Raw genomic sequence first — 19,346 nt, 5'->3', positions numbered from 1 at the left:
AGGCCGCTCGACAGGCCGCCCGTTTCCAGCACGAAGCGCGCCGCGGCAGAGCCGATATTGCCGAGCTTGTAGACCTCGATCGTGCCCGAGGCTTCGAGCGCGAAGCGGAAGACCTTGGAGCCGTCGGCCTTGATGTAATCGCCGAAGGTCAGTTCGGCCTGCGCGCGCAGCTCTACGAGCGGCTCGTCGACGATGCCCGCCGAATTCAGGGTGATCGAGCCGGAGACGCGGATGAAGAAGACGCGGGTGGTGGCCGGGTCGGCATCGGCGCCGGGCTGGCCGCCTTCCTGCATCTGGTCGATGACGCGGAAGCTCTGCTGGCTCGCACCACCCTCGTTGCCCTGCAGGTCGGACCAGCTGCCCTCGTTGAAGGAAACCGTGACCGTGCCGAGGCCGAATTCGCGCGAGACATAGTAGCGGAAGGTGCCGTCACCCATGTCGGTCGGGGTGAGATCCAGCAGATCGAGGTTGGCCCCGCCTGCCCCGCCGAAGGTGAACTCGTCGCCGTCGATCGTCGCCGCGTCAATCGCATAGAGCGCGTTGAGGCTCGGATCGCCCAGCGTGTCGAAGGTGATGTCGATATAGGAAGCGGTGTCGGTGGGCTTGATCGAGAGCGTCGTCGGATCGATCGCCTCGGAGGCAGCGGCCCCGTAGGTCCATGCGCCCGCCGCATAGGTCAGGGTCAGCACCGCGCCGTCGGCGGCGTCGGCGGAGTCGAAGGTCACAGCGAACTCGCCTGGGGGACCACGGGCTTGGATCCCGGTGATCGTGATCGAGTTGCCGTCGATATCGGTCAGCGTGAAGTCCGTGATCGCAAGGCTGCTATCGGTCAGCGTCTGGCTCGTGCCGAGCGAGAGCGCCACATAGGTCGCCGTCGGCGCACTGGCACCCAGACCGATCTTGTCGGTCGTCACCACCAGATCTTCGCTGTTGGTCGCGGTGATCGCCTTGATGGTGCCGCCATCGGTGCCGAGCCAGTCGAAGCTACCCGAGATGAACTCGACCGAGACGTTGTCGTCGAGGTTCGAACCCGCGAAGTCGCCCAGGTACCAGATGCGGAAGATCGGGTTGCCGTTCGCGTCGTCGCCCATGTAGGTCGGCGCCTGGCTGTCATCGACTTCGATCGTGTAGCCCGTCGCGCTCAGGATTACCTCGGCGCCCGCATCGGTGATGCTCTCGAGATCGATGCCGGTGGCGTAGCTCGGCAGCTCGAAGGTGACGTCGACGAAACCGCGCTCGTTCAAGGGCGCCTGCCCCACCGAGGCGCCTTGGACCGGGTCGGTCAGGCTCGCACCGAGTTGGACGAGACGGAAGCTCTGGGTCTTCGCGTCATTGTCATAGCTGCCCGAACCGAAGCTCGCTGCGGCATAGTCGACCTGCACCGAGCCTGCGGTGAACTTGCCCGAGAGGAAGTAGCGCACGGTCAGTCCGTCGCCCACGACCAGCGCCGAGGAAACGGTGACGCCATTGGCACCCGCGCCCGAGAAGCTGATCTCGTCGCCCAGAGTGCCGAAGTCGATCTCGTCGCCATAGGTCGGCGTGTAGCGCACGTCGATGAAGGCCACCGAAAGCGTGCTGGCATCGAAGGAGACCGGGCCGGTCGCATCGTCGGCCGTGCCATCGGCGCGCAGAACCGTCGGCTGATCCTCGATCGTCGCGATGCGCGAGATCGTGGTGTTCGCCGCAGCCGCGCCGGTGGTGAAGTAGCGGAAGATATAGTCGCCCGAGGTCGCCTGCGGGTTCAGCCAGACCGGGGCGAGTGTATCGTCGAAGGTGATCGAGCCGCTGCCGCCGAAGGTGAATTCCGGCGCGAGATCGGTGATCGAGCCCACATCGAGCGCGCCGCCGACCGGACGCTCGAAATGCAGGTCGACATAGCCGCGCCCGTTGACGTCACCGAGCCCCGTGCTGCCCTCGTTCGCCGGATCGACCAGATCACCCTGCGGGCCCGAAACGGTGAAGGACAGCGTCTGGACACGGTTCTTGGCCGCATCGCCGAAGCTGTTCGCCGCCAGCGTCACGTCATGGCTGCCGATCCCGAGCGAGCCGTCTGCGAAGACGCGGATCGTGCCGCCCATATCCATCAGCTCGGTGATTGTCAGGCCGGTCACGGTGACGTCGCTGATCGCCAGTTGATCGGTGATGTCCTCGCCGTAAGCCCCGCTCAGTGCGATATCGAAATAGGTGCGGTCGCCCGGCAGGTTGGCGGTGCTATCGGCCGGAGGATAGGTCGAACCGCTCTTGACCACGATGGTCGGAGCGCTTTGCGCTGTCGTCGCAAAGAAGGAGATCGAGGTGATATCCAGCGTCAGCGTGATCGTCTGCGGATAGAGATCGCCGGTGAGCGACGCGGGCTGCGCCGAGTTGGTCTCATCGATGAAGGTCTGCAGCGAGTAGATGAAGGAGATCTTCGTCGGATCATTCGCATCGTTTTGCAGCAGCGCCGGCGCCCCCTCGCCCAGTTCGACACGGAAGGTGCCGCCGCTCAGGCGCGAAGTCTCTACCGTGTCGGTCTGCACGGCGAACTCGGCGGCGAGGTCGAGCACCGAAGCCGGGTCGAGCACATAGCCCGCCGGGATATTGGTGAAGGTGATCTCGACCGAACCCTCGGTGATCTCGAGATTGGCCACCACGCCCAGACCGTCTTCGCCGCTCTTGATCTCGGGGTCAGTCGTCGGGTTCGCGCTGTCGGAATAGTGGTAGGACCAACCCTGTTCGACCGCGGAGATGGTGAGATCGCCATAGGTCTTGCTGCTGTCGAAGCTGCCGGTGAGCCAGTAGCGATAGACCGGGGCCGCGTCGGTGCCGCCCACGCGGACCGGGGCCACACCATCGTCGATCTGCACAGTGCCGAGGCCCGCGCCGCTCAGCGTGAACTCCGCACCGCCATCGGTGATCGAGGCCGGGTCATAAACGAAATCGCTGTCGGGCACGTCCGGGAACTGGATGTCTATATAGTTGCGGCCGTTGAGCAGGTTCACGTCGATCGCGGCGCCCGCGCCCGGATCGACCATGTTTGCGGTCGCGCCTTCGACGGTGATGACGCTGTCACCGGTGGCGCCTGCATTGCCCGCCCCATCCTTCCATTCGCCGTTGAAGGTGAGCGTGTAGCTGCCCGGTGCGAAGTCGAAATTCGCTGTCGTGATGGCATAGGCGAATTGCGTGATGCCCTCTTTCTTGAGCAGCGCATAGAGTTCGGCGCCATTGCCGGGCAACGCGTGGTCATAATCCGCACTGTCGGACGCGACGATCCGGCCCTCGGCATCGAGACCGAGCTTCTTCAGGCTCGCCGTGCCGTCGGCGTTCATGAACATAGCGACCGGGTCCGGCGCGTTGGAGATATCGATCGCGGTGTTGGCCGTCGTGCCATCCGCATTACCGGTGCGGGTCAGCGTGAACTCGGCTCCGGGATCGAGGATCGAGGCGTAATCGAGCGAGCCGCTGCCCGCGGGATCGAAAGTCACGATGATGCGCTGATCGGCATTGGCGAGGTTCACATCGACCGTGTAGCCGTCGCCGTCCAGCTGATAGGGCGCGCTGAGCGAGGCTTCGGGCTCGACCACCGAGAACACGGCATCGCGCGTGGCGGTGTTGTTCTTGCCGGTTTGCGTGGCGTTGTTCGCCCAGGTATCGGAGGCGAAACGCACGGTGTAGTCGCCAACGGCGAGCTGCTTGTTCGTCAGGTCCGGATCGCTGGTGTCGATGAAGTAACGCACCTTGCCGCCGCCGATCGCGATGGCGCCAAGGAGGTCGATCTCGTCGCCCTCGTCATTGAACAGCTTGAACGGCGCCACACCGTTGGTCGCGATCGCTGCCAGCGTCTCGGCGGTGATCTCGCCACCGATCTCGGCGATGAACTTGATATCGACCCACGGGCCCGCGACAGCCGGGTCGCCGCTTTGGGTCGTGTTGTCCTCATCCGCATAGACGGTCTGGTTCGTTGCGGTCTCGGTGTAGGACCAGGACTGGAACAGGAAGGTGTAGGTCACAGAGTTCACATCGCCCGTGCCGGTCAGCCAGAAGCGGAACGTGTCGGCATCGAACTGCGCCGGGGCCTGCGTGTTGTCGAGGGTGAAATCGCCACCGGTGATCTCGAATTCCGGCGTCAGGTCGAAGACCGAAGCGGCGTCCACCGTCGCACCGTTCACCGTCGGGAAGGTGATGTCGATATAGGCGCGCTCGTTGAAGTTGCCGACGCCGGTGACGCCACCATCGCTCGGCCCGTCAAGGCGCTGCGTCGGCGTCGCGGCCTGCTCTTCGACCACGGCGAATTGCGTGGCCTCGCCAAGGATGTCCTTGAAGCCGAACTGCAGCGAACCCTTGATCGTCAGCAGATCCAGCTGATCTGGAATCTTCACAAGCAGAAGGATTGTCGCCTCGCCGGACGCGATCTTCGACAGGTTCGCGTAGAGCCGCGCCGAGAGCGACAGGTTGTCGGCGGCGAAGTTGAGTTGGCCGATCACGAGAATCTTGCCGTCGGTCGATATCTTGATCGTGACCTGGCCGTTGAACACCGCCTGCGAGGTGTAGATCGAATAAAGCTTGGCCGAGCCGGTGATGATCATCGGCGAGGTGAAGGCCGCAGCAAACCCGCCGCCCGCCGCCGAGCCGTTCTGGATCGCGATATACTGGTTCACCACCTGCTGCTGCACCGAGTTCAGCCAGTCATCGACCGAGACGTTCAGCGGCAGCGCAAAATCGGGGCCGTTGAGCTCTTCGGGATCGGTGATGTCGGGCAGCGACTTGAAGAAGTCCACCCCGCCGGTGAAGTCGTTGATCGCGAGGCCCGAATTCGGCTCGAGCAGGATACCGCCGGGAACCGAACCCGAGACCAGCACCCCGAGCGGGCCCAGCTCCGACAGCGCGAAGCGGATGGTGAAGCCGCCCAGGCCCGAGAACGAGAAGCCCGCCTCGACCCCGATGAAGAAGATGCGATCTTTCACCGGGGTGGTCAGGTCGAAGGTGGAGAGCACCTGATTGCCGTCGCCGATCCGAATGATGCCGCCGATCAGCGCCCCCTCGATTTCGCCGCCGAACGCGTTGCCGCCGATCTTCACGCCGATCGAGTCTATGCCGATTATCGGGAATTTGCCGTCCAGCAGAAGGCCCACATCGATGCGGATACCCTCGACCGTGCCCTCGAAGGTCAGCCCGTCATAGCCCTGCAGCCCGGTGATCGACGCCGACAAGGTCAGGACGAAATCGCTCGGGTCGGCCTGAATGTCGGGCCATTGCACGCCGATCTCGGTGATCTTGATCGGCAACCAGCTTGGCCACTTGAAACTCGCCCCCGAGGCAGCGCCGACGCCGATGAAGACGCCGAAGCCCTGCTTGGTGACGAAAGTGCCGTCGCCGAGGAAGGCGAACTGACGCGCCTCGCCCGAGAGGTTGAGCGAGCCGATCTTCAGTTCCGCGCCGATCGACACGAAGCTGATCAGCTCCTCGTCATCGGCAGCACCGGTGTCGAGCGACAGGCCCACACCCTTCAGCTTGAGGACCGAGCCGATATTGATCTCGAAGGTGTCGAGCTCGAAGATGAAGCCGTCGACCACGCCATCGGTGAAGGTCAGGCCCGCCTTCAGCGCCAGCGTGTCGTTCACATCCTCGCCCGAGACGCGGTCGGTGACCTTGGCGTTGATCGCCTTGCCCGGCGCGAAGGTCGCCCCGCCAGAGCCGACATAGATCGTGCCGGCGAAGGTCACCTCTTGGCCGAAGATCAGCGAGAAGTCGGTGACGCCGATGCGCAGATCGTCGAATTCGAGGATCGAGCCGAACTTGATCTTGCCGGTAGCACCATCGGTACGCTGGACCGCGCCGGTGCCGGTGCCTGAGCCCGCGCCGGTGCCCGAATAGATAATCTCGCCGCGCCCGATGCGGAAGCCGTTGTCGTAGATCGTGAGACCACGCACGCCTTCATAGGTGGTGATCTGGCCCGCGATACCGAATTTCGGGAAGGTGACCTTGATCGTGTCGATCTTGATGATCTCCTGCCCCGCGCCCTCCGGCGTGCCCGCGACCGGAGTTTCGGGCGCCGTCCAAGAGGGATCGTATTCGACCTTGATGCGGTCGGCCTCGAAGAGGACCACATCGGGGATCGAGCCCGTCAGCTTGTCGGCGGTGATCGACCATTTGCCGGTGAGCGAGACGACCGGATCGTCGCCGCCGCCCGAGATCACGCCCATCACATCGATGCCGATATCGAACTTCACCAGCAGGTTGGTCAGGGTGATCTGGGTGCCGCCGCTATTGGTCTGGGTGCCGTCGGCATTCTGCGTCGCGGTGCCACCGAAGGCGAGCGAAGCGCTTTCCGCTCCGACCGAGATCGTCAGGACCAGCAGACCGTCCTTGAAGCCGAGCTTCGCAAGACCGACCTTCGGCGCGAGGATCGAGACCGGACCGACCTTGATCGGGGTCGCAGCCTCGGCCGCCGGCAGTTCCTGCACCTTGAAGATCTGCACATAGGCGGTGGTCTTCGCGGGCGACGCGACCGAGCCGTTCTCGCCGCCGAACCAGTAGACGACATCGTCGGAGGTGCTGTCCAGATTGGCGCCCCGATCGGTGTATTTCCAGGTGCCGGTGATGAACTCGACCTGCACATCGCCCACGTTGAAGGCCGGGTTCGCCTGCGAGGTCGAGGTCGAAGTCGGCGTGCCGACCACACCCGTGCCGGTGGCGGTCGCGGCGGGCGGCTCGGCGAAGACGTAATAGCGATAGGTCGTCTTGCCGATCTTCTCGACCGTGTAGGTGCCGTTGGTGTTCGTCAGCAGATTGACGTTCGACGCGCCGCCCGTGCGCACGAAGCGGATCTCGTCGCCATTGATCGAGCTTGCGTCGAGGATCTCGCCATTGGGCAGCACGAAGGTGACGTCGATATAGCCCTTCGAGTTCAGCATCGACTTGTCGATCACCGCGCCATTGAAGGGCGAGGCCAGCTCGATCGAGGGCGCGGCGGTGATCGTGGTCAAATCCTGCGGATCGGTCGCCGGGTTCGCCGCGGGCGCATTCTGAACCGGCGTCTTGCGGATCGTGAAGCGTTCGTATTCGGCGGCACTTTGCGCACCGGCGGCATCGCGCCAGGAGTTGGCGAGGAACTGCACCTCATAGGTGGTGTTCGCGGACAGGCTCACAGGCGTGGTGATCTGGTAGCGATAGGTCGGGCGCGCCGTGCCTTCGACCAGCACCCCTGCCCCATCGACCGTGATCGCCGCCGTCGTGTCGCCGTAGCGTGCGGTGATCGTGAATTCCGGGTCGATATCGGTGATCGAGTCCGGGTCGATGCCCAGCGGATAGGCCGGGTAGGCATCCGCGTCCAGACGGTTGGTGTTGTAGAAAGTGACGTCGATATAGGTGAAGCCGTCGAGATTGATGATCTGGCCATTGAGCGGCGAAGCAATATCGGCGGTCAGCGGGCGCAGGTTCGTCGTCGGCGTCACCGAGACGGTCTCGCCAAAGAGCGTGTAGCCCGTCACCCGCATATCGGTCAGCTGGAAGCCAGTCGCGCCGCCGAAGCTGAACTGGGCCGCGCCTTCGATGCCGAAGCTGTCGGCTCCCGGCGGCGTCACGGTGATCGAGGTCTCGGGCGCATCGACCGAGATCCGGCCATCGGGCGTCTTGTTGAACAGAACGTCGTTGGAGCTGATCACCAGCAGATCGCCGGTCTCGGCCACGCCGAAGCTGATCTCGACCGAGCCCTTCACGCGCTCCATCTGCGGGGCGACGAAGGTGATCGCGACCGGAGTGGCCGAGGTGCCGCCTTCGAGCAGCGGGAAGCCGGTCACGGTGGTCGAGAAGGCGGTGCCCGAGGTGTTGAGCCACACTTCGACCGTGCCCGAGATATTGAGTCCCGGAATGCCCAGCGCCTGAACCTCGCCCTTCGCATAGACCGCGAATTTGCGGTTGGCGGAGGTGCCGAATTCGAAGATCGCGATCGTGGTGTTCGAGATCAGCAGGCCGATATCGTCATTGGGATCGTTCGGATCGCCCGCGTCGCCGAGGAAGATCGAGATGTTACGCCCAATCTTGCCGCTGGTCGCGCCCGCAGGCAGTTCGGCCGGGAGTATGTCGCTCAGGCTGCCTTCGATGGTGAAGTAAGGCTCGTAGCTCAGCTTCACCTCGGCCAGCGCGATCTGGTTCACATTGGCCTGACCCCGGAAGTCGAGAATGTAGGTCGCATCGCCCACGTCGACCTCTTCGTAGATGTCGGTGCGCGACGTGGTGTTGATGCGGATGATCGCGCTGGCCGAGGCAGAGAAGCCCGCCGCCGAGCCTTGCGCGCTCGCCTCGATCTGCGCGGCGACCCCGTTCTGCGACAGGGTGGCCGAGCCCGAATAGATCAGGATCACGCCCTTCGCGTCTTGGATGGTGAAGCCGTCGCCATTCGAGTCCGTATAGCCGCCCGAGACCCCGGTGAAGGCGATGGTCATGCGCTTGGTCTGGTTCGGCGCAACCCCGGTCGTCAGCTGCGAGAACATCAGCGTGCCGCTCAGGCTGATCTCGGGGGCGTTGCCCACGTCGATCGTGCCGTCATTGTCGTTATCAGTCGCGTTGAAGTCGACAGAGAAGGCGGCGTTCTCGACTTCGACCCGCAGGAACTGGCCGCGCGGCAGGTCGAGCACATTGTTGTTCCCGAAGTCGACATAGACCGCCTGAATGGAGGTGTTGATCTCGAGCGTCGCCGTCGTGCCATTGCCGATCTGATAGGCATTGGTGCCGTCGTCGAACGCGATATCGGGAAGCGTGACCGAGAAGCTGCCCGCCATGCCCTGCGGCATCAGATAGAGCAGCGCGTCGCCGGTGAATTCATAATCGCCGAATGTCAGGGTGATGTGGGTTAGCGAGATTTTCGAGTAGACCGCGCCCGTCGCGCTCGTGGTCTTTTCGAAGGACAGATCGCCGGAGAAGGCAAAGTCGGCATCGTCTGCGCTGGTGGGCGTATCGCCCGAGAGGTTTACGAGAAGCTCGATCCCCGTTCCCACCGGATCTCCATAAGCCGAGACCGAGAGGAAAGTGCCCTTGTAGCTGAGGTCGTAGAACGCCTGCAGCGGGGTCATATCTGCAAAGGCCGTGGCACCGGGGTCGAGGCCCGTCACCTCCGTAAAGTCGAAGCCCGTGAGGATCGTCTGGGCGCCCGCTCCTGCGGTGCCCGACTTGCCTTGGTTGAGCTTGAGCTCGACGCCGCTCGCACTGATCGCGACGCCCGGAATACCGGCAAGCGCGACCTCTGCTATCGACGCATAGAGCGCGGTGTATTTCTCGCCGCCCACGACCGCGACGCCATTGGCATCGACCTGGCTCAGCATGGCGAGGCGGAAGGAGAAGTTGGTCAGGACCAGACCCTGTGCCCCCGAAGTATCGGCCATCGGCTGCACGACCGGGGTGTCGCCCGAAGTATCGACCTCGAAATACGGCCCGCCGGTGCCGACAAAGGCGCTGATGCCATCGCCCGAGATTTCGGTCGCCGCGAAAGTCTTCTGGTTCGGCGCCGTGCCGACGGTCAGGGTCGCGCCCTTCTGGAAGGCCACCTGCCCCGCGAGGAAGACGTAATCCTCGAAGCCCAGCACGACGAAGCCGGACGCTGCAAGGATCGCGCCATTGGCATCGAGCGTCACGGTATCGGTGTCGCTCACCTTCACGTCGAAACCGCCGCCATTGAAGCTTGCGAGGTTCAGCGCTTCCTTGGCCTGCGTGCTCAGAAGTTTGCCCTGGTTCAGCTCGACCTCGAGCCCGTAGCCCGAGAGCGTCACGCCGTCGACGCCCACCAACTCGACCGTGCCGCCCGCCTTCAGCGCCATGTACGAAGCCGCCGCCGGATCGGTCGCGGCCAGCGCCACGCCATTTGCGTCGACCGTCTTGAACATGGCGAGCGCGAGATAAGCATCGGTGATCTTCAGGCCGACCGCATCGCCCTGATCGCCGAAGGCCTTGGTCAGGTCGTAGCCGGTGCCGACGAAAATGTTCACATGCTGTGCGCCGACCGTCACCGCCTTGAGATTGCGGCTCGTGCTCGTGCCTGCGACGAGGGCGGAATAAATCTCGCTCGACTGGGTGAAGGCGAACTCGCCCTGGATGAAGACATAGGAGTCGAAGCCGATGGTCAGGGAGCCCGACACTTCCAGCGTCGCCACGGTCAGTTCGTCGAAGGTGATCGTCTCGGCGCCGACCGTGATGTCCCAGGTGCCGCCCACCCCGCCATAGGTGAAGTCGAGCGTATTGTAGGGCGTCGTCTCGTTGCCGCCGCGGTTCATGATCAGCGTGAGCGAGCCATCGACCGTGACATTGTCGACGCCGATCAACGAGGCCCCGCCCGTCGCCTTCACGACCATCCAGCTCTTGAGCGGAGTGGCTGTCGGGTTCGCCGGATCGAGCGGCATTTCCTTGACGATATGCAGGCCCATGCGCTGCAGCGAGAGCGCGACGCCCGTCGCATCGGAGGTGGCATCGACTTCGCCATTGGTGATCGTCGGCGTGCCGACCCCGGCGAAGACCACGGCATCCGAGATACCGATCGACAGCACCGAAGCCTCGAAGGAGGTGGTCGAACCGACCATGCGGGCTGCGACCTTGTCGGTCTTGGTCAGCGTGATCTGGCCCTGGATGAAGACGAAGTCCTCGATCACGATCGTCGCACCCGCGAAGAGCGAGAAGCCCGACTGGCTCATATCGAGGACCGTGTCAGTGGTGGCCGGATCGACGTCATTGCCATTCGTCGCGGCGAGCAGGTCCTGACCGGTGATGCCGGTGTCGCCATCGGTCCATTCGGTCGAGTCGAGATTGATCGACTGGCCCCAGTCGAGCACGCCGATCACGCCGGTCGCATCATTCGCCTTGTTCATCTCGAGCGACAGCGTGTCGAGCGTGATGTCCACCAGATCGACCCCCGTCAGCGAGGCCGAGGCGATATCGGCCTTGAGCGCGGTGAAGGCGCGGGTGTCGGTAAGCGGATTGGCCGCTTTGATCGAAGCGAGCAGGATATCGGCGCTTTCGATGGTGATGCCGGGACCGTCCGGGATGCCGATGAAGAACTTGGCCTCGTAATCCGCCGGGGCGTCGCCGCCATTCGCGGCCTCGTCGTCGGGATCGATGCTCAGGCTGATCCGGGTCAGCACCGCATCGTTCATGTCGGTCGCGATATCGAAGGTGCCGTCGTGGTTCACGTCCACATCGACGATATCCTGCGACAGAGTGAACTTCGCGCCCACATCGACGAAACCGAAGGCGTTGAGCGTCAGGTAGCCCACGACCTGCGTGCGGTCTGCACTGGCGTCGAAAGTGGCCACCTCGTCGTTCGGGCCATAGGTGAACGTGACAGCGGCGGGCGGATCGTTCGCGGGATCCCCCTGCGCGGGCGTGCCGTCCAGATCGATCGAGTTCCAGTCGAAGAAGGTGGTGATACCGTTCCCGGCAGGCTTCGTTGCGTAATAGTCGAGCGAGAAGGCGTTGACCGTCAGTTCCATTCCCTCGGGCAGACCGGCGAGCGTGCCGCCCTGGATATTGCCCAGCACCGCGGTCGCCGAAGGCGTGACGGTCACGGGCAGCGTGCTGTTCGCAGGCGGGGTCGCTTTGATCAGCGCGAGCGCGATATCGGCGGAAGCCACCGACAGGCCCACACCGCCGGGCTGGCCGACGAAGAGGTCCTGCACATGCAGGCCGATCAGCATGAGGCTCGCGTTTTCGAGACCCGCATTGGTGCTATCCAGCTCTGCCTCGATCTGGTTGCGCATCACGATGTCGAAGGTGGCCGAGCCGGTGACGAAGCCGAAGATATCCAGATCCAGACCGCCCGAGATCACCAGATCCGTGCCGTCTTCGGGCGCAACCGCGTCGACGCCCAGATCCTGAATGATCGGCGCCCAGTCGAGTTGGTCGCTATTGGTGGCGTCGCGCCCGTTCACCGTGAAGTCGAGCGAGGTCACCGTCAGGTCCAGCCCCTGCGGCAGACCGCGCGGCGAGATCGTGTCGGCATGGGCGGACATCGCGGTCCAGCTGCGCGCGACGGCGCTCGGGTTTGCGACCAGATCGACCACCTCGGTCACCGAGATCAGGTCGAAGGCGAGCCCTTCGGCCGCGAAGCCCGTGCCCGCATTGGCGACCGCGTCGACCCGGTCGAATTCGTCATAGGTGAACTCGCCGCCCGCGCCCACGAAGACATAGGCGCCGTCGATCGAGAAGGAGAAGGCCTTGGCGCTGATCGTGCCGCCCTGCGGATCGTCGACGGTGAGATCGCGGATCACACCCGACAGACCGCCCGCCAGCAGGATCGCCCCTTCGATCTGCAATTCGACATAGGCGCCGAACTCGATCCCGAAGCCCGCGTCGAGATTGGTGATATCGGCCAGCGCGTTGATCTGATCGACGCCGGTCGCGCCCCAATCGAGCTTGTTTCCGTCCGCATCGGCGCCGTTCATCGCGAAGTAGAGATCCTTCACCGTCGCGGTCAGCGGCAGGCCCTGCAGACCCAGTTGATCGACGCGCAGCGACAGGGCCATCCAGCTGCGGGCCACGGCGGGCGAGGTCACGGTGGCCGGGTCTTCTGACACCATCACCAGCTCGATCGAGCCGCCCTGCGCCACGAAGCCCATGCCCTGATCGGGATCGATCGTGCCATCATTCTTGAGCGCACCGTCCACACCGGCGAAGAAGTTCAGATCGCTCAGGGTGAAGATCAGAACCTTCGCCCCGGTCAGCGTGCCATCCGCATCGATGCCGGTGGCGACCGCCACATCGGCCAGCAGGCTCTTGATCGAGAAGGTGCCCGTCGCGATCACGACGCCTGCCACGTTCAGCTCCGACACCGTGCCGGTCACCGACAGGATCGCGGTCGCGTCATAGCCATCCGTGCTGTCGGTGATTGTCAGGCCCAGATCGAGGCCCTTCCAGTTCATCACCGAGTTGTTGGCCGCGTTCAGCGGGTCGGTGTAGCCGAAGTTGGCTTCGACCGCGACATCCGAGATTTTCAGCGTGAAGCCTGCGAGGCCGGTCACGCCGACGCTTTGCGAGGTCACGAGGATCGCCGACCAACTCTTGACCGTGCGGGTCTCGACCACACCTGTCGTCAGCGGGTTGTCGGCGGTCTGGGTCACAGAGGCGAACTCGATGCCCACGTTATTCGCGTAAATCCCGGTGCCTTCGGTGGTGCTGACAGCCGTAATCTTGCCATCGGTGCGGGTGAAGACACCGCCTTGCCCCGCGAAGAAATAACCGCCGGCCAGCGAGAAGGTCATCACCGACGCGCCCTCGACGATCAGCCCGTTCTGGTCGTCGAGCGTCTCGGTCAGGATCTGGCCCGCCATCGTGCCCGCGATGGTCACGAAGCCATCGACGGTGAACTCGACATAGCCGCCGAAGGCGATGTTGAAGCTCGCGCGCATATCGGTGACGTCGAACAGATCGACCGAAGCGAGGTTGCCGATCTCGGTGACACCGGTCGCGGCCCAGTCGATCCGCTCGCCATTCACCGCATCAGGGCCGTTGAAGCCGAAATAGAGGTCGAGGCCCTGCACGGTGACCGTGTTCGGCAGCCCCTGCAGACGCACCGTGGCTACGTCGAGCGCAACGGCGGTCCAGCTGCGCGGCACGGCCGGGAGGGTCACGCCTGCCGGATCTTCCTTCACCAGCACCAGTTGCAGCGAGGCGTTCTCGGCCACGAAGCCGGTGCCCTGATCGGGATCGATCGTGCCGTCGGACAGAAGCGCCCCACCGACACCTGCGAAGAGATTCAGATCGGACAAGGTGAAGATCAGGATATTCGCGCCCAGCACGGTCTCGGTCGTCATGCCGGAAGGCACGATGATGTCGCTCGTGAAGCTCTTGATGCCGAAGGTACCCGAGGCCACGATCACGCCCGCCACGTTCAGCTCCGTCACGGTGCCGGAGACCGAGAAGCCATCATCGCGGGTTAGGCCGTCGGTGGCATCGGCGAGGCTCAGCATGTCGAGCCCGGTGACTGCACCCAGCGACGCCCAGTTCAGGAAGGTGCCGTCGATGGCCGCGAAATTCCCGTCTACCGCGAGATCGGCCAGCGCGATCTGGAAGGCGTCGATGCCGCGCAGGCCAAGGCTCGCGACGGTGACGCGCAGCGCGGTCCAGCCGATGGTGACGGTCTCGTTGTCCCATTGCGTGGACGCGTCGTTGTCGTTGGTCGCCGCATTATCGGTCAGCACGCCGAGGCGGGTCACCTGCGCGAATTCGAGCGCATCGCCCGCCACCATCGAAGCATGGATGCCGGTGCCCTGATCGAGCAGCCCGGTCACCTCGTTCGTGGTCGCATCACGATCGAACGCGCCGCCAGCACCGACGAATATCTGCGCCTCGGTGATCTTGAAGCTGGTGATATCTGCGGCGGTCAGGGTGATCTCGCCGTCGTTGATATCGGCGGTCGAGATCGAGCCTTCGACCGTGCCATAGACCAGCACGAAGCCGTCGACCGCCACATCGAGCGTGCCGCCGAAGGCGATCCCGGTATCGGCATTGATCTGAGCGATCCCGGGGTTCTCGGTTGCGTCGACAATGGCCGACCAATCCAGCTTGGTCGCGCTGACCGAGGCCGTGTTCATGCGGAAGTAGAGCCCGGTGACCCCGAGCGCGAATTCTTTGGGCAGTCCGCGCATCCCGACGTAATCGACCGAGAGCGACAGGGCGCTCCAGCTCTTGGGCGTGGCGGTGCCGACTTGCTCTTTCACGACGATAAGTTCGAGCGTGCCGCCCGAGGCAAGGAAGCCGGTGCCCTGATCGGCAATCGCGGTGGGCGCATTCGCGTCATCGAAGGCACCGCCGACACCGGCGAAGAAATTCACATTCGTCAGGGTCAGCCGCGTGACCTGCGCATCGGTGATCGCCGCCTGGATGGTGTCGTCGATCGTCTCGGTCGAGGCCGAGAAGTTGAAGGTGGCGAGCGCGAAGACCGTCTCGGAAATCTCGACGGACAGCGTGCCGGACACGGCCAGCTGATCACCCGGGCCCAGATCGCCAAGCGCCGTGGTCACGTCGGTATCGTTCACGGTCGACCAGTCGAGGCGCGGGCCGGTCAGCGCCGTCGTCGAGTTCGAGGCCAGTGCCATGCCCGACAGCTTGATCTGAACCGCGTCGATGCCCTTGGCCTCCAGCGCGCTCAACGAGCCGATCACCCCGGTGTATTTCACGCCGGTCGTCGTGTCGGTCAGCAGGCCAAGCGCAAGATCACCACCCGCCGCATAGAGACCCGCAGCATCGCTCGCGAGGGCGAGAGTGGTCGTGCCGGTCGCCTCATCCGTTGTGGTGGACGCGCCCGTGCCCGCGAAGAACTCGACATCGCTGAGCTTCACAAAGGTCAGCTTGCCGGCGGTGATATCGAGCAGATCGAGCGTCTCGGTGCTGCCCGCCTGCGCAGTCACGTCGATTGCCTTCAGCCCGAAACCCGCGCGCAAGTAGACGAAATCGGCCACCGCCAGCGTCAGCTTGCCCGAGACCGCGAGGCTTACCGTGTCGGTCACCTCTTCGAGGCCGGTCAGGCTCGACCAGTCGAGAGTGGAGAGGGTGTTATCGCTGACCGAGTTGTAGAGCACTTTCAGGCTCGCAAGGTCCAGCGTCACGCCTTCGACATTCACCAGACCGAGGCTCGCGAGGCTCGCCGACACGCCGGTATAGCTGACCGGGGTCGGGTCGGTGGTGGTCAGGATGCCGATGTAGAAATTGCCACCCATCGCCGAGAAGCCGATGGCATTCGTGGTGTCGAGCCCGCTTGCGCCGATGGTTACGCCCGAGCCCGCGAAGAGGTCCAGATCGGTAAGCGTGATGTAGAGCAGATCGCCGGTGACGCCGCCGACCGAGGTGCCCGCGGTCTTCTCGACCGAGAAGCCGCCGGTCAGCAGCACGGTATCCGAGATGTTCAGCTCGTCGATGGTCGCGCCGATGAAGAAGCGCTCGGTATTGTCGAAGCCGTCCGTGGCGTCGGTCAGCGCAAGCGTCGTGCCCAGATCGAGCCCCTTCCAGGTCATCACCGTCGGGTTCATCCCGCCCTTGGTATCGGGCGCATTCACTTCGACCACGAAATCGCTGACTGCAAGCGTGACGCCCGGAATGCCCGCGACTTCCACCGTGCCGACATGGAGCTTGATCGCGCTCCAGGCGTTCAGAACGGCGCCGGTCGTGCCATCGACATTCTTCACCGAGGCGAATTCGAACAGCACGCCTTCCGCGCCGAAGCCGGTGCCGACCAGCTTGCTGTCGCCATCGCGGGTCAGCCCGTTGACCTTGCCGTCGACATCGGTGGTGAAGCTGCCGCCGCTGCCCACGAAGATATAGCCGTTCGCCAGTGCGAAGGTCATCACCTGCGCATCGGTCAGATCGGTACCAAGCGGATTATCCGCCGCGGCGATGGTCTGCTTCGTCACCGTGATCGCGATATCGCCTGCGAGCAGGACGGTGCTCTTGATCGCGAAGACCGCGCGCACATCGATCGTGAAGCCCGAGAAGGTGCTGTCGAAGCTGAAGCTCGGCCCGCCGACCTGCGTCCAGTCGAACGCCATGCTGGCATAGGTCACGTCGAGCGCATCGACGGTCGCGGTCACGTTGCTGATCCCGTGCAGCGTCGCCGCGGTCGAGAGTTCCAGCGCGGTGACCTTCTGGCCTAGGTTCGCCCCAGCCGAGGTCACGGTGAACATGGCCAGGGTGAGATTGAGCGTCGGGATTTCGAAGCCGGTGGCATTGGTCAGGTCGTAGCTGCCGCCCGAGACTTCGGCGCCGACGCCCGCGAAGAGGCGCCCGCCGATGATCGAGAGGGTGAAGTAATCGCCATCCTCAGATGCACCGTTGAAGGTCACGCCGGTCTTGGCGGAGCTTTCCAGGGCGAAGGTGCCGCTGACATAGACCGCGTCCTTCACGATCAGCGTCGCGGTGGCTTCGACCTTGGTGAGCGCACCGTTCAATGTCAGCCCGGCATCGCTCAGCGCGCCTTGATCCCAATTCAGCGGGGTAGCGACGCCCGACGCGGTGTTCACTTGCACCGCGACATTGCTCACCTCGGCGGTCAGCCCGGTAATACCGACCGGGGTCGCGTTGGCGAAGGAGAAGTCGATGCCGGTATAGGTGGTGCCGCCCGCGCTCAGCACCGCGAACGTGCCGGTGAAGCCGGTGACCGAGAAACCGAAGGCGTTGGTGGTGTCGACGGTGACCGGGCCGCTCGTGTCGAAGACCGCACCGGTGCCCGCGAAGAATTTGACCGCGTCGAAGCCGAAGACCATCAGATCGCCGATCGTGTCGGTCGCGCCGGTCAGGCCGCTGACGATGGTCTTCGTAAAGCTGAACCCGCCCGCGATCAGAACCTCGCCGCCGATGGCCAGCGTCACGTTGCCCGACACTTTCGCGAGCGGCGCGGTCGCGCCCGTCGCTACGCTGTCGATCGCGGAGACGACGAGCTTGGCGCTCAGCGCATCGTTGGGGTCGGTCAGTTGCGAGGTCACCAGTTCCAGCGTGCCGTTCGAGAGCGTGGCGGTCACGCCGTCGACATTCACCAGACCCAGCGCATCGACCGCGCCATTGGCGATCACCCACTGGCGGCCCGTCGCGGTCTCGCGGATCATCTTGACCGAGAAGCTGAGGTTGTCGACCGCGAAGCCGACCGAGCTGTTGGGCTGGCCGAGGGTGAAGTAGCCGTTCGCACCGCTGCCCGCGAAGAACGAGCCGCTGGTGAGCGCGATGGTGGTGACCTCGAGACCGCCGGTGACGGCGGTCGTCGTGCCGGTGCCCACTTCGTAGAGCACACCGTCGAGTCCGGTATTGGTGGTATAGCCAATCGGCGCGCCGACGCCGTCACTGGTCGCGAGGCTCACGAAATCGCCGACCGAGATTTCCATCAGCCCGGCATTGCCCGCGAAGCCTGCAGTGACGAAGCCCGGCCCGTCGATCGCGAAGGCATCGGCATCGGTGCCCCCCTCGAGACGCTCGACCCCAGTGAAGGTGATTGTGAGGCCGTTCCAGCTCAGCGACCCTTCATTGATGCCGGTGATCGTCCAGACCGTCGCGGCATCCGGCCCCTCGATCGTGTCGCTGAGGCCGGCCCCTGCCGCGATCGAGGTGATCGGGGCGCCGGACGTGCCATAGGTCGTGCCGTTGACGGTGACGGTGCCGTCGAGGTTCACGGTGTAGGTCAGGTTGCTGTCGGCGGTGCCGTCGAGCGCGCCACCCGCTTCCGAGATCGCGCCGGCGACCGGAGCGCCGAGGCTCGGGGCCGCGTCGGGAAGACCGATGCGCTCGCCGGTGCCGAGCGTCGCGCTCATCACCGCAGTGTCCGCATCATGGTCTAGGCCGAGTGCGTGGCCGATCTCGTGAAGCAGAACCGTGTAGAGGTCGACGCCCTCGGAGGCCGCACCGTCCGTCGCCACCAGACGGTCGCCTGCGAGCAGATCGAATTCGGAGCTGTCGGCGGGCGTCGCGTCGATGAACCAACCGGCCCCGGCAGCGTCGGCGTCGATCTCGATCAGCGTGCCGGTGATACGGGCGAGTGCGCCGTCCTCGAGATCGGTGATGGTGAAGGTGAGTTGCGACAGGATCGCCGCGTCGGTGCGGCTGGCCCACTGAGCGAGGGCTTCCTGGAAGATCGGGGCGACCTGAGCCTCGGTGATATCCGCAGCGCCGGTATCGGTGCTGTCCGCGGTGGCGTCGAGAAGCAGATATTGCGGCTCTGCGCCCTCGTCAGCCGGGCTATCCCCTTGATTTTCGCTGGTATCGTCGGAGCCAGCAGTGACAGACCCGGCGTCCGGATTGTAAGTATTTTCGTTATATTCCAGTGTATTAGAGGTCGCAGCAGGGGGGCCGGTCGCCTCGTGACCCGTCAGGTCCGCCACGGAACTGCCAATCGGGTCCTGCCCTGCATGGGGCATATCTTCCAGCCACGACAGCGCCGATTCCAGCAGCTGCTGCACCTGAACGGCAGTCAGGAAACCGCCGGAATGAAGCTGGTCCGCTGCCGTTTCCAGCAGCGCTGCAGCCTGTTCGCGTGCCGGTTCGGCGACCGCTTCGAGCGGTGCCACTTCCGGCTCATGCGCCCAATCCTCGGGCCAGGCCACATCGCTTTGCGGGCCTTCCTCGGGATCGTGATCGGCTGCCAATTCGTCCTGCTGATGCAGGTCATCGACGGTCTGAACTAGGGCGGAAAGCCCTTCGATCGGGTCGATTTGATGTGCGGTCGCCGCAACGCGGGCCAATTCGCCGAACACCGGGTCCGCCGAGAGCAAAAGCCGCGGCTCGAGGGCCTCGATGCGGTAATTTTCTTCGCGGTGAAGGGTGTTATCGGCTTCGTGGAGCGCGCCTTCATTGGCCAGACCGACGTCATCCTGCACGTCGGAGCGGGTCCGACGCAGGAATTTGGTCAC

The 19,346-nt window shown here is 64.4% G+C and carries 1 protein-coding gene (only partly in view); it reads right to left on the bottom strand.

All coding sequences use genetic code 11. From position 1 onward, the window contains the following. Nucleotides 1–19,346 carry the 5' portion of a matrixin family metalloprotease gene (locus tag B6V72_RS08535; RefSeq protein WP_146696184.1) on the bottom strand. It extends 18,910 nt beyond the left edge of the window, so only the first 19,346 of its 38,256 coding nucleotides appear in the window; the start codon lies at nucleotides 19,344–19,346; its stop codon lies beyond the left edge, outside the window.

The organism is Thioclava sp. F34-6 (genome assembly GCF_002213235.1).
Taxonomy (GTDB): domain Bacteria; phylum Pseudomonadota; class Alphaproteobacteria; order Rhodobacterales; family Rhodobacteraceae; genus Thioclava; species Thioclava nitratireducens.
This window is presented reverse-complemented; position numbering and strand designations above follow the sequence as displayed.